Genomic DNA, 12199 nt, shown 5'->3' on the forward strand with positions numbered 1-12199 from the left:
GGTCTCCTAGCAAAAGCGGGGTTAGGTGACCCTCACTCTAGCGAAGGCGAATTGGGCGAAACATCATCCGAAAGTTGGGTATTCGGCGGGACTGTATCGTGAGCACGTGAGTGCAACTGAACAACCCCGGGTGATGGCAACGACTAAGCAGTGGTTGGCGCTGGGGGTGCTGATGCTGCCGACTCTGTTGGTGTCGATCGACAACACCGTACTGAGCTTTGCCCTGCCGAGCATTGCCCGCGATCTACGCCCGAGTGCGGTTGTGCAACTCTGGATTGTTGACGTCTATCCGCTGGTGCTGGCCGCACTGTTGGTGGGGATGGGCAACCTTGGCGATCGCTTTGGCCGCCGTCGGCTGCTGCTCGTCGGCGCTTCGGGGTTCGGCATCGTTTCGGTGCTCGCGGCCTTCGCGCCCGACGCCACGTCGCTTGTTCTCGCTCGCATTCTGCTGGGCGTCTTCGGCGCGATGCTGATGCCCTCGACGTTGTCGTTGCTGCGCTCGCTGTTTGTGGATCGCCGTCAGCGGCGCCTCGCGATCGCGATTTGGGCCGCCGGGTTCTCGGCGGGTTCTGCCATCGGGCCACTCGTCGGGGGAGTGCTGCTGGAGAACTTCTGGTGGGGATCGGTGTTTCTCGTCGCCGTGCCGTTCCTGCTGCCGCTGCTGATCTTCGCGCCCGTTTTGATTCCCGAATCGAAGGATCCGACCCCCGGGCCGTTTGACCTGGGCAGCATCCTTTTGTCGATTCTCACGCTCGGCCCGGCGGTGTACGCGATCAAAGAACTCGCAACTGAGGGCGTGGGAGTGCTGCCCATTGCCCTGTTAGCAATTGCGGCGCTGTCTGGCGTTCTTTTTGTGCGCCGGCTGCTGGGGCAGGCCAACCCCATGCTCGATATGCAACTCTTTCGCGTGCCCTCCTTCAGCGGTGCCGTGCTCGTGAACCTCGTGAGCGTCTTCTCGTTGCTCGGTCTGCTTTTCTTCCTCACCCAGCACCTTCAGCTGGTGGAGGGATTGAGCCCGTTCGACGCTGCTCTCGCGCTGACGCCCGGCATTCTCGTGATCATTGTGGCGGGGCTCGTGGTGGTGCCGCTTGTGCGTTTCGTGCGGCCGGGCTATCTGATGGCGGGCGGCCTCACGCTGTCGCTGCTTGCGTACGGCTCCATCGCTCTGACCGGTAGCGATGCCACGGTGCAGAGCTACATCGTGGCGTTCTGTGTTCTCGGTGCCGGAATCGGTTCGGCCGAGACCCTGTCGAACGACCTCATCATTTCGAGCGTGACGCCAGACAAAGCGGGGGCGGCATCCGGAGTCTCAGAGACCGCCTATGAACTTGGCGCAGTGCTGGGAACCGCGGTATTAGGCAGCATTTTGACCGCGTCGTACCGTTCGACGATCGACATTCCCCAGGGTCTGAGTGCTGTGGATGCGACCGCAGCACGTGAAACGTTGGGTGGTGCCGTAGAAGTTGCGTCCACTCTTCCCGGAGGGCTTGGCGAAGAACTGTTGGAGTCAGCGCGTCACGCCTTCGATTCAGGCGTAGTGGCCACATCGTGGGTTGCCGTCGGCCTCATGGCCGTTGCTATCACAATCACTCTGGTGACCTTGAGGTCAGTGCGGAGCTAGTGACCTTCGTGGTTGGGAAGGTTGAACATGTCGTCAACGCCTTCGTCAGTGCCCTCGTCAGTGGGAACATCGCGCTGCGGAGTGAATGAGCCATCGTGTTCGCCATGGGGCTGGGCATAGATTCCAGCCTCCGTGGCAGCAAGAGCAGGGGTCGTCAGGGCAGCGACTGCCAGGGCGCCAACAGTGAGAGCGATGAGGTAGCGTCCAGCACTGGGTGCTGACGCAGTGGCGTTCGTGCCTTCACGAGTTCGACGAGAGTGGAGCGCTAGGGTGCCCGCCACAAAAAGTTGGAACAGGGCAGCGATTCCCCACGGCACGACATCCAAGGACGCACCGAGCGCCGGATTCTGGAAGACGGATGCTGCGGTAAGCAGCAGCCCCCAGGTGACAAGTGGCGCTACCGCTACGACCATGGCGATGCGAGCAAACGGCAGTGTGTCGCGGGTGAAGGCCAGAATGCCCCACCCGAACTCGACGACACCAAGAATGGCGAGAGGGATGCCCAGCGCGAGAGGGGAACCGATCACGAGTGCAACATGGATTAGGCCGGTGCCTACTGCGGCAAAAGCGATCCAAGTTCGGGTAATTGCGGACATGACGGTTCTCCTCTCGGTGCGTGATCTGGGACTAGTGGTGCGAGTTATGCGGTGACGCCTGCTGCGCGCTTGTCGGCACCGAGGCCAACAGCGAGCAAGACGGCAGCGCTGGCAAAGTGCAGCACGTTGTCAGCAGCGTTTAGGGCCAAAATGTTCAGCGCTGAACCTACGAGGAAGAGACCGAGGAAGCCGAGCGCCAGATAAGCAAAACCGATTACGGAGTTCACGGTTCGGGCTGCCTTCACGTTGGAGAGGCCGGCCAGCAGCAGGGCAGCACCAATGAGAAGGTGAGCCACGTTGTGGAAGATGTTCACTTCGAACAGGCCCAGCAGCAGTCCACCCTCAGTGGCGAAGAATCCGACACCGTTCGTGACGGTGAAGCCGAGCAGTCCGACGAGAATGTAGACCGCGCCGAAAACTGTTGCCAACAGGCGGTTAGGTGATTTAGTCATTACAGTGCCTCCTCTGCGCAAACCCAGTGCTCGCGCGGTTGACTTTTATTCGTAGCCGTCGCCGAACTGGTTTGGAGCGCGTATTAGCGAGTCGGGGTGGAGTGAGGATGCACCACCCGTTCGGAGAGGATTACGCGCTCACGCCGGTCACACGGCTGTCGGCACCGATGCCAACGAGTAACAGCACGACGGCGGCCGCAAAGTGCAGAACGTTGCCGGCGGCATTGAGCGCCAGAACGTTGAATTCTGACCCGATAAGCAGCAGCCCGGCGAAGCCGAGGAGGAGAAGGGCGAAGCCCAATCCGGAATTGACCGCGCGCGCAGCAGCCCGGTTCGAGAGCGCTGCCAGCACCAAAGCCGCGCCAACCACTAGGTGGATAACGTTGTGGAAACCGTTCACTTGGAACATGCTGGCGAGCATTCCACCCTCGGTCGCGAAGAAGCCAGCTCCGCCGGTGACAGTGAAGCCGAGCAGACCAAAGAGAACAAAGAATCCGCCGACAATGGCCCCGAGCATACGGTTGGGCGAGCGAGTCATGGTGGTTCCCCTCTTGTGCGCACACTAGGTGAGTGCGCGGTGCTGCTTCCTATTCGTACTCCTCCCCGGTGCCGTTTCGCTAGGGCAAGGGAGGGTGAAACGATGAAGTGGATGCCGCCGAGTTGCTAACTGTGTGGTCGAGCTTCGACGCCCAATTTTGCACACGCGGCGTCGTAGAGCTTCACGATCTCGTGGCGGATCTCCGCGCGCTCGGTAATCTCCGTGCTCCAGGGCACGGTCACGTGATGTTCGATGCCGTCGACATCCGAATACTGCCACGTTCCCTCGGTGCCATCGAGCGACACCATGGCCGCAGAAATGGCGGAGGATTCTGCGAAGGCGCGCACAATGAGCAAGTTGTCATCGTTGTGGTCGCTGTTCATATGGGCGAGTACTGCGGACACAATTTCTTCACTGAAAGTAGTCACGGCTCTACGGTAGCTGGGAGTCGCCGGGTTTGGGGTTGCTCCATACCCTAGAGGGGTATAGCGTGGCGCCCATGGATGGAATGACCGAGCACGACACGCAGACCTCCCACAAGCAGCACTCTGGCCACTCTGGCCATAGCGATCATGTCGCTCAATTCCGCCGTCTGTTCTGGATCATGCTGGTCATGGCAATCCCAGTTGCCGGGTTCAGCATGATGTTCGCCCAGATTCTCGGCTACACGCTGCCCGAGAACATGGTCGTGCAGTGGATCTCCCCCGTGCTCGGCACCGTCATGTTCGTCTGGGGCGGCAAGCCATTCCTCACGGGCGGCTTCTCTGAGCTGAAAGCCCGTAAACCGGGAATGATGCTGTTGATTTCGATGGCGATCACGGTCGCGTTTGTCGCCTCGTGGGCATCCACTCTCGGCCTGATCGCGAACGAGCTCGACTTCTGGTGGGAGCTCGCGCTACTGCTCGTCGTCATGTTGCTCGGCCACTGGGTCGAAATGCGTTCGCTCGCCCAAACTTCGAGTGCTCTCGATTCTCTGGCGGCGTTGCTTCCGGATGAAGCGGAGAAAGTTGAGGGTGACAACTTCGTCTCGGTGCACCCGGCTGACCTCGTTGTTGGAGACGTCGTGATCGTTCGCCCCGGCGGGCGAGTACCCGCCGACGGCGAAGTGATTGACGGTTCGGCGGAGCTGGATGAGTCGATGATCACCGGAGAGTCGCAGCCGGTTGAGCGGGCCGTGGGCGACCGCGTCGTGGCGGGAACCGTTGCGACCGATAACTCGATCCGGGTGAAGGTCACCGCGATTGGCGAGGACACGGCGCTCGCGGGCATCACGAAGCTCGTCGAAACGGCGCAAAGCTCGTCGTCACCCGCGCAGCGCATCGCCGACACCGCGGCGGGCTGGCTGTTCTGGTTCGCTCTCGGTGCCGCGGCGATTACCGCTACAGTGTGGACGCTCGCGGGGAGCCCCGATGATGCGATCGTGCGCACCATCACCGTGCTTGTGATCGCGTGCCCGCATGCTTTGGGTCTTGCGATTCCGCTTGTCGTCTCGATTTCTACCGAGCGTGCTGCTCGCGCCGGGGTGCTCATCAAGGATCGTCTCGCTCTTGAAACCATGCGCAAGGTTGACACTGTGTTGTTCGACAAGACTGGCACCCTCACCAAGGGCGAGCCCGCTGTCACGCACGTGGTCGCTGTCGGGGAGTCGAGTGACGATGAGGTGATTCGGCTCGCTGCCGCCGCAGAGTTCGACAGCGAGCATCCGCTGGCCAAGGCCATTGTGACGGCAGCGAAAGATCGTGACCTCGACCGGGCGACAGCCTCACAATTCAGCTCGTCGAGCGGCGTAGGTGTCGAAGCCACCGTCGACGGAGCCACCATCAGCGTTGGTGGACCGAGCATGCTCCGCCAGCACGACCAAACCGCGGTCGAGGTGACCGCGACGTGGGCGGCTGAGGGCGCAATCATTCTGCACGTGCTCTCGGGCGGGCACGTGATTGGTGCGATCGGTCTCGCGGATGAAGTGCGCGAAGACTCCCGCCAGGCTGTCGATGCACTCCACGATCGTGGCATCACCGTGGTCATGATCACGGGCGACGCGGATGCCGTTGCTCAGTCAGTAGCCGCCGAACTCGGCATCGACCGGGTGTTCTCGGGCGTGCATCCCGAAGACAAAGCGAGCAAGGTTGCTGAACTGCAGAAGGCAGGCGGCACTGTTGCCATGGTTGGTGATGGCGTGAACGATGCGCCAGCGCTCGCCCAGGCGGATGTCGGAATCGCGATCGGCGCTGGAACAGACGTTGCGATTGCTTCCGCCGGTGTCGTGCTCGCCAGCGACGACCCGCGCTCAGTGCTTGCCGTGATTGAACTCTCGCGCCGCAGCTACGGCAAGATGCGCCAAAACCTGTGGTGGGCTGCCGGCTACAACCTCATCTCGGTGCCCCTCGCTGCTGGCGTGCTTGCCCCCATCGGCTTCGTGCTGCCCATCTCGGTGGGCGCGCTACTGATGTCGGCCTCGACCGTGGTCGTTGCCGCCAACGCTCAGCTGCTGCGCCGCCTCGACCTGCGGCCCGAGGCGGTTATCGCGCGCAAGGACTAACCAGCGGCCGAGCTCTCACAGTGCGCGCGCTTCGGCGTCGGTAGCGCTTCGGTGTCGACGTCGCTGTGGCGTCACCGTGATGTCGTCGCCAGGGTGGTTTCAGGATTGGGGAGGGCAGTCCGTGGAATCGAAATCGTCGGGTTCTGCGCCGATGCTGTTCAGTGCCTTTGTGAGGACCGCGAGTTCGTTCGCGTCGAGACGGTCGAGCACGCGCCGACGGGCGCTGTCGCGGTGGCTGGGCCAGGCCGCTTTGAGGCGTTTCAGGCCGACGTCGGTGAGTACGACATCCGCGCCCCGACCGTCGCTAGCGGAGCGTTCTCGGGCGACAAGCTCGAGGGCTTCGAGGCGGTTCACGGTGCGAGTCGCGCCGCTGATGGTCATCGATAGCCGGGTGGCGACTTCGTTGATGCGCAGGCGCTGGCCTTCTGCCTCAGAGAGGTAGGTGAGGGCGAAGTAGTCGGTGAGAGGCAACTGCTGGTCGCGCTGAAGGTCGGCATCGAGCACGCGCGGTACGACGCTAATCGCCCGCGAGAGTGCCTGCATTAGAGCCTTTTCGTCGCGGGTCATGCCGTTGTTGTGGTGAGCCATAACGCAATTGTACTTGATCAAGCAAGTAAGTGTTATAGTTGCCCAGTCAAGTAAATTCTCACCGGGCGACAGGCTCGAGATCGGTAAAGGCGAGACCATGAACGAACACGAAAGCGCGACCGCGGTAGTAACGGGCGCGGCGAGCGGGCTCGGCAAAGACATTGCCGAGGAGCTCGCAGCGAAGGGTTACACCGTGTACGGAACGACGCTCAGTAGCGAGCCGGCAAGTGGCAACCCGCGCATTGTTCTCTCCCGCGTTGACATCACGAACCCTGATGCCGTGCGTATCTGGGCCGCAAATGTTGCGGCCAAGTCGGGGGGAAAGGTCAACCTGCTCATCAACAACGCGGGCATCCTGACCCCAGGCCCGCTTGAGCTAGTGCCTCTTGACGCGATTCGCCAAGAATTCGAAGTCAACACCTTCGCGCCGCTCACTGTTGTCAACGCGTTCCTGCCGCAGCTGCGTGCAGCTCAGGGGCGAATCGTTCAGATCAGCACCATTTCGGCCGCATTTCCGATGGCGTTCAACGCGCCATCCGCTGCCTCCAAGATCGCCGTTGAAGCGCTGATGAAGGCCTACCGCACCGAACTTCACCGCTTCGGGGTTGAGGTCACGATTATCCAGCCCGGCAGCATGCTCACGGGAGGCCCCGCCAAGTCGGCCGCTCTCCTCGGCGAACTCACGAACTCTCTTACCGACGACCAGCGCGAACTTTACGGCGAAGCTCTTGCTCGTTTTGCGGCGGGGTTCAACGACGGTCAAGCGAAGGGCCTCACTTCGGCGGCAGCCGCATCCGAAGTTGTGGACATCGCCGAACGCACCCCTGCCCCCAGCACCGCCACGATCGGTGACGACGCTGCGCAGCTCGTGCAGTTCCTTAGCTCCTCAACCCCCGAGGAGCAGGACGCCCTGCGTCTCACTCTTGCCTAACCAACACCGCCTAACCCATCCCACCCATAGAAAAGGAAACAGATCATGATTGAAGCAGTAGACCCCACCGACGAGCGTGCCGTTCGTAACAAGAACAACCTCATCGACTTCTATGAGCAAGCCATCAACCAGAAGAACTCGGTTGAGGCGGCAAACAAGCTCGTCGCCGACGAATACATTCAGCACAACCCGCTGCTGCCGGATGGCGCTGCCGGACTCGGTGCTACCTTCGCCGCGCTGACGGCTCAGCGCCAGAACGCGCGCGTCGTCATCCACCGCATCATTGCTTCTGGCGACTGGGTGTGGGCACACGTCAACTTCCTCAACCTGTACAACGATGACGCTGACGACCTGGGCGTGGCAGGCGTCGACATTTGGAAGATGGATGCCGACGGCGTTGCCCTCGAGCACTGGGATGTTCTTCAGCCCATCACGGCCGCGGTCAGCCCCGTCAACGGTCACGGAATGTTCTAACCGAACCCTGTTGCGGCAGTGCGCCGCGGATGTTGGCCTCGGTCGAACACCCGGCGTACTGCCTCTCTGTCTAAAATCTTTACCTCAGAATTGGAGCCCTCATGGACTACGGTCATCCGTTGAAATTCGGCGCATTTGTGACACCCGCGAATGCATCGCCGCAAGCACCCGTCGAAACGGCGCAGCTCGTGGAGTCTTTGGGCTTCGATCTCGTCACTTTTCAAGACCACCCTTACCAACCCTCGTTCCTCGACACCTGGACGTTGATCTCGTACGTTGCGGCGAGAACTGACCGCATTCACATTGCGCCGAACGTCATGAACGTTCCGTTGCGTAATCCCGCTGTCGCGGCGCGAGCGGCGAGCAGCCTCGACCTTCTATCGGGCGGGCGCATCGACATGGCGTTGGGGGCGGGGGCGTTCTGGGATGCTGTGGTCGCCATGGGCGTTCCGCGGCTCACTCCCGGAGAATCGATCACCGCACTCGAAGAGGCGATCGACATCATGCGCGGAATCTGGGATGCCGGAAACCGCCACCTATTGCGCTTGGATGGCTCCGTGCACAGCGTTCGCGGCGCCCAACGCGGACCGCTCGCAGCCCACGATATTCCGATCTGGATTGGCGCTCTCAAACCGCGCGGCCTGCGCCTCATTGGCCGCAAAGCCAATGGCTGGCTGCCGTCGTTGGGGTATCTCCAGCCCGGAGATTTCGCACGTGGCAACGCCACCATCGACAAGGCTGCAGTGTCGGCCGGCCGCGATCCTCGCGAAATTCGCCGGCTCGCCAACATCACCGTTCCTCAGACTGGTCTGGATGGCTGGGCTGAGCAGCTTGCAACGCTGGCGTTAGAAGACGGTGCGAGTACGTTCATCCTGGCCAACGACAGCGCGATGGTCTTGCAGCTCTTCGCCGAAGAAGTGATGCCTGCGGTACGCGAATTGGTCGCGACGGAGCGAGCCCGCACGGGCCTTGAGCCGGCCGAAGTGAAGAGCGCCGCAGCGGTCGCCGCGCGGCGAAGTGGGATTGACTATGACGCTGCGCCCGAGGGCGTGCGCGTTATCGAGCCCGGCGACTACAACTTTTCCAGTGTGAAATCCACCTACATGCGCGGCGGTTCCCCGGGGCTGGTATTGCAGCCCAGCACCGTGGAAGAGGTTGTCGAGAGCGTCGAGTTCGCGCGCACTCATCGCCATCTTGAGCTTGCTGTGCGCAGCGGAGGCCACGGTATCAGCGGCCGAAGCACCAACGATGGTGGCCTGGTCATCGACCTCAAAGAACTGAACTCGATCGAGATTCTCGACCGCGAAGCGAAGACCGTACGCATCGGGCCGGGTGCTCGGTGGTCTGACGTCGCGACCGTCTTGGGCGACGAAGGCTGGGCGTTGAGCTCCGGCGACTACGGCGGAGTAGGAGTGGGTGGGCTCGCGACGGCGGGCGGCGTCGGCTGGCTCGCACGCCAACAGGGGCTCACGATCGACCATCTCATCGCCGCCGACATCGTGTTGGCCGATGGCTCGCTCGTGCACACCAGCGCTGAAGAGAACCCGGAGCTGTTCTGGGCGATCCGCGGTGCCGGCGCCAACATGGGAATCGTCGTCAGCTTCGACTTTGTGGTGGAGGAAGTCGCCGACATCGGATTCGCCCAGCTGGGTTTCGATCCCGGAAACATGCCGGAGCTGCTCGAGCGGTGGGGTGCTGCGATGGAGGAAGCTCCCCGCGACCTCACGACCGAGCTTGCGATCGTTCGCCAAAACTCGGCGCCGTACGTTGGCGTCAACGTCTTGGGTGCTGTGGCGTCAGACGAACCAGACACCATCCTGAACCGACTGCAGCCGCTCGCCGAAATCGCACCCCTCACCAGCCAATCCGTTCAGCTTCTGCCGTACAGCGCGCTGATGGGCAATGCCAGCCCGGCACCACATTCCGGGCGGGGCGAACCCGTTTCAGCATCCGGCCTGATCGAGCACCTCACGCCTGACGTTGCCGAGGCGTTGGCGCGCTTCATCGAAAGCGGGGCCAGCACGTTCATCCAGATTCGCTGCGTCGGCGGTGCCGTCTCAGATGTTGCGGCGGATGCCACGGCCTACGCTCATCGGTCAGCAAACTTTGCGATCAGTGCGGGCAGCTCCAACGCCCAACGCCTCGCCAAAGAGTGGGCCAAGGTGAAGCCCTTCCTCAGCGGAACCTACTTGAGCTTCGAAACATCGCTCGACCCTGAGCGAATCCACGATGCCTTCCCGCCGCCGACACTCTCGCGTCTTCGCGACATCAAGGCGCGCGTTGACCCGCAGGGGCTGTTCCGCGACAACTTCTCGGTGATTCCGGCGGCGCAGGCGTAACGCCGCCGGAGGGACAGTCTGCTGGGGGAGAGCTAGCGGCCGAGCCAGCCGCCATCTACGTTGAGGATCGTTTTCGAGCGGTCGGGTCGTCTTGCTGCGCCTGAGTGACCTCCTCGGCGTTGTCGATGCGGATTCCTACGTGCCGGGTCGAGAGTGTCTCGCTCGGCGTGGCTGAACGGCGTCCGTTTAGGAACAAATAAATAGTGCGATTTATCGATGATTCGATCGATATTTGTAAAAAGGCATTGTGTGAAGTGAGCCGATAGGTTCCGGCGACCATGGCGTGGGTAAAACTGCTTCGATCCATCCATAGGGCACAGTGAGGGACGTAACTATTCGAGTGGAGGTTTTTAGCACGTCGGTCGAGATTGATTTCGACTCATTCAAATAGGCGATTAGGGGCGAGAAGAGAGAGCGCGTGATGGCAGAAGACAGTTGGTCCCAGGAGGCGTTCCGTCAGAAATGGCAGGAACAGGCGGACACGATGGGTCGCTTCAACTTGGCGATCTTTGGAAAGACAGGGGTGGGTAAATCCACGCTGATCAATGCGGTCTTCGGGGAAGAGGTTGCTCCCACCGGGATCGGTGAGCCGGTCACCAAGGAAGATCATCTCTACTTACATCTCGCAGGATTCCTCGGCCTGCTTGATACTCGCGGCCTAGAGATTGGGAAAGACACCGACGAGCTGATCTCGGAGCTCGGTGAGTATGTCAAGCGGATGCGTGAAGGCGAGCTCGCAGAGCACATTCACGTGGCCTGGTATTGCGTTCGCGCGACCGATCGTCGGTTCGAGGACACAGAGGCTGAATTTATTCGCCAACTACACAAACTTGGTCTTCCCGTAATTGCAGTGATGACCCAAGTGCCGTCGCGCCATGGGGAGCATCATGGTGACGCGGTCACACTTGCCGAACACATGGCGGAGCTTGATTTGCCGATCGTTGGCGGCCGCCCAATCCTAGTGATGGCTGCCGGAGACGACTTTACCGGTCAGGTCGAACATGGTTTGCAGGATCTGTTGGATGCCACGTTTCGTGTTGCTCCAGAAGGAGTCGAAGCAGCCCTTGCCGCAGCGCAAAAGATCGACATGGGCCGCAAGCGGAAACAAGCTCAGAACGTTGTCCGCGTGGCTTCGTCGCTCGCGTTAACTGTTGGGGCGATTCCCATCCCGATAGCCGACGCCGGCGTACTGATTCCGATCCAGCTCGGCATGATGGCGAAGGTGGCGGCCATCTACGGCGTGAGGATGGAGACGGCAGCATTGGCGTCAACTGTCGCTACAACCCTTCTTGCTTCAGCAGGTAAGAGCGCCGTTGTGGGGCTTTTGAAGTTGATACCTGGCGCGGGCACGATTGTGGGCGGCGTGATATCCGCGGGTGTCGCGGCCTCGTTCACTTTGGCGGTCGGCTACGCGTGGGCGGCCGTATGTGGCGAGCTAACCCAAGGTCGTCTCAAGGATGCCAATGGGGCACTCGATAGTGAAATGGTGCGTGAACTTTTCCAGAAGCAATTCGCGATTTGGTTTGAGACGGTACGTGCGGGCAAGAGCGGAAGCGCCATCTAGAACTGTTCCAATCGGGGGTGCATTCTTCGCGGGGGCTCCTGAAGCGCCCACGGTTCGAAGGTTGAATCTGCGTGCACACGAGCCGGTTTAGTACGACGGCGGTTAGTGAGCACGTGCTCGTAGGTCTCCAGTATTTGCCTGTGTGAGTTGCCGCTGTCACTTTGCTTGACTTGGGGGATGAGTTCGGCTCAGTGGTCCCCGTCACTCATGAGGAACTAGAGGGATCGCGCCATGCGGCCCTCCAGCAGATCATTGTGATCGAATCCTCGGAAATGCAGTTGGTGTTCGAGCTGCGGATCAACTGGTGTCTCCGCTTCGGTGAGGTGGCTGATGCTGAATGTGGCCATGCGGAGCAGCGTTAGGCTCTCTACGACGCGATGGCTGTCTTTTGGGGACAACTCCGGTTGGGAGCCGGCGATCTCAGACCGGTGCTGCCCCACGAATCCTGATTCGATAATCTGAGCATGCTTGAGTTGGTCCTTTCTTCCCTTTCAGGATCATTCGCATCGTCGGGGAGGACTCGAGCAAGTATTAGGTGAAGAAGCGTTAGGGCCCGG

The 12199-nt window shown here is 61.3% G+C and carries 12 protein-coding genes; 6 read left to right on the forward strand and 6 right to left on the reverse strand.

What is annotated here, in order from left to right; genetic code table 11:
- Positions 1–133 precede the first annotated feature (133 nt).
- A complete protein-coding gene (locus I6E73_RS01470) occupies positions 134–1621 on the forward strand; it encodes an MFS transporter (RefSeq protein ID WP_197125020.1) in 1488 nt (495 codons plus the stop codon).
- Here I6E73_RS01470 and I6E73_RS01475 read toward each other — a convergent pair.
- From I6E73_RS01475 to I6E73_RS01490, 4 genes are all read right to left on the reverse strand, one after another.
- Positions 1618–2217, reverse strand: a complete 600-nt coding sequence (locus tag I6E73_RS01475) for a hypothetical protein (protein WP_197122520.1) — start codon at positions 2215–2217, stop codon at positions 1618–1620. The two genes, I6E73_RS01470 and I6E73_RS01475, sit on opposite strands and share 4 nt — an antisense overlap.
- Positions 2218–2261: 44 nt before the next feature.
- Complete coding sequence (locus I6E73_RS01480; RefSeq protein ID WP_197122522.1) at positions 2262–2669, reverse strand: DUF4383 domain-containing protein; 408 nt, start codon at positions 2667–2669, stop codon at positions 2262–2264.
- Positions 2670–2799: 130 nt separating this feature from the next.
- The gene (locus I6E73_RS01485; RefSeq protein ID WP_197122524.1) at positions 2800–3207 is read right to left on the reverse strand and encodes a DUF4383 domain-containing protein; all 408 of its coding nucleotides are present in this window, start codon (positions 3205–3207) and stop codon (positions 2800–2802) included.
- Between the two features lie 125 nt (positions 3208–3332).
- Positions 3333–3635, reverse strand: a complete 303-nt coding sequence (locus tag I6E73_RS01490) for a DUF2470 domain-containing protein (protein WP_197122526.1) — start codon at positions 3633–3635, stop codon at positions 3333–3335.
- Between the two features lie 71 nt (positions 3636–3706).
- Here I6E73_RS01490 and I6E73_RS01495 point away from each other — a divergent pair, with 71 nt between their 5' ends.
- Complete coding sequence (locus I6E73_RS01495) at positions 3707–5746, forward strand: heavy metal translocating P-type ATPase (RefSeq protein WP_231600502.1); 2040 nt, start codon at positions 3707–3709, stop codon at positions 5744–5746.
- A gap of 99 nt (positions 5747–5845) precedes the next feature.
- On the opposite strand, the gene I6E73_RS01500 is transcribed toward I6E73_RS01495, so the two are convergent.
- On the reverse strand, positions 5846–6334 hold the full coding sequence (locus I6E73_RS01500; RefSeq protein ID WP_197122529.1) for a MarR family winged helix-turn-helix transcriptional regulator: 489 nt from the start codon (positions 6332–6334) through the stop codon (positions 5846–5848).
- 97 nt (positions 6335–6431) lie between these two features.
- Between I6E73_RS01500 and I6E73_RS01505 the strand changes: the two genes are divergently transcribed.
- From I6E73_RS01505 to I6E73_RS01520, 4 genes are all read left to right on the forward strand, one after another.
- A complete protein-coding gene (locus I6E73_RS01505) occupies positions 6432–7265 on the forward strand; it encodes an SDR family NAD(P)-dependent oxidoreductase (RefSeq protein ID WP_197122531.1) in 834 nt (277 codons plus the stop codon).
- A 45-nt stretch (positions 7266–7310) separates the two neighbouring features.
- Positions 7311–7739: a nuclear transport factor 2 family protein gene (locus I6E73_RS01510; protein ID WP_146983527.1), complete on the forward strand. Its 429-nt coding sequence runs from the start codon at positions 7311–7313 to the stop codon at positions 7737–7739.
- 101 nt (positions 7740–7840) lie between these two features.
- Positions 7841–10078, forward strand: a complete 2238-nt coding sequence (locus tag I6E73_RS01515; RefSeq protein WP_197122533.1) for an LLM class flavin-dependent oxidoreductase — start codon at positions 7841–7843, stop codon at positions 10076–10078.
- Positions 10079–10499: 421 nt separating this feature from the next.
- The gene (locus tag I6E73_RS01520; protein WP_231600681.1) at positions 10500–11642 is read left to right on the forward strand and encodes a GTPase family protein; all 1143 of its coding nucleotides are present in this window, start codon (positions 10500–10502) and stop codon (positions 11640–11642) included.
- Between the two features lie 215 nt (positions 11643–11857).
- On the opposite strand, the gene I6E73_RS01525 is transcribed toward I6E73_RS01520, so the two are convergent.
- Complete coding sequence (locus I6E73_RS01525) at positions 11858–12100, reverse strand: YfbU family protein (RefSeq protein ID WP_307784280.1); 243 nt, start codon at positions 12098–12100, stop codon at positions 11858–11860.
- Between the last annotated feature and the right edge of the window lie 99 nt (positions 12101–12199).

Origin of the sequence: Salinibacterium sp. SWN248, assembly GCF_015864575.1 — a bacterium.
Taxonomy (GTDB): domain Bacteria; phylum Actinomycetota; class Actinomycetes; order Actinomycetales; family Microbacteriaceae; genus Rhodoglobus.

Excerpts from the sequence above, each read along its gene's own strand:
- I6E73_RS01505 (WP_197122531.1), top strand. The coding sequence starts at position 6,432 with ATGAACGAACACGAAAGCGCGACCGCGGTAGTAACGGGCGCGGCGAGC.
- I6E73_RS01470 (WP_197125020.1), top strand. The coding sequence starts at position 134 with ATGGCAACGACTAAGCAGTGGTTGGCGCTGGGGGTGCTGATGCTGCCG.
- I6E73_RS01480 (WP_197122522.1), bottom strand. The coding sequence starts at position 2,669 with ATGACTAAATCACCTAACCGCCTGTTGGCAACAGTTTTCGGCGCGGTC.
- I6E73_RS01520 (WP_231600681.1), top strand. The coding sequence starts at position 10,500 with ATGGCAGAAGACAGTTGGTCCCAGGAGGCGTTCCGTCAGAAATGGCAG.
- I6E73_RS01475 (WP_197122520.1), bottom strand. The coding sequence starts at position 2,217 with ATGTCCGCAATTACCCGAACTTGGATCGCTTTTGCCGCAGTAGGCACC.
- I6E73_RS01500 (WP_197122529.1), bottom strand. The coding sequence starts at position 6,334 with ATGGCTCACCACAACAACGGCATGACCCGCGACGAAAAGGCTCTAATG.
- I6E73_RS01510 (WP_146983527.1), top strand. The coding sequence starts at position 7,311 with ATGATTGAAGCAGTAGACCCCACCGACGAGCGTGCCGTTCGTAACAAG.
- I6E73_RS01495 (WP_231600502.1), top strand. The coding sequence starts at position 3,707 with ATGGATGGAATGACCGAGCACGACACGCAGACCTCCCACAAGCAGCAC.
- I6E73_RS01515 (WP_197122533.1), top strand. The coding sequence starts at position 7,841 with ATGGACTACGGTCATCCGTTGAAATTCGGCGCATTTGTGACACCCGCG.
- I6E73_RS01485 (WP_197122524.1), bottom strand. The coding sequence starts at position 3,207 with ATGACTCGCTCGCCCAACCGTATGCTCGGGGCCATTGTCGGCGGATTC.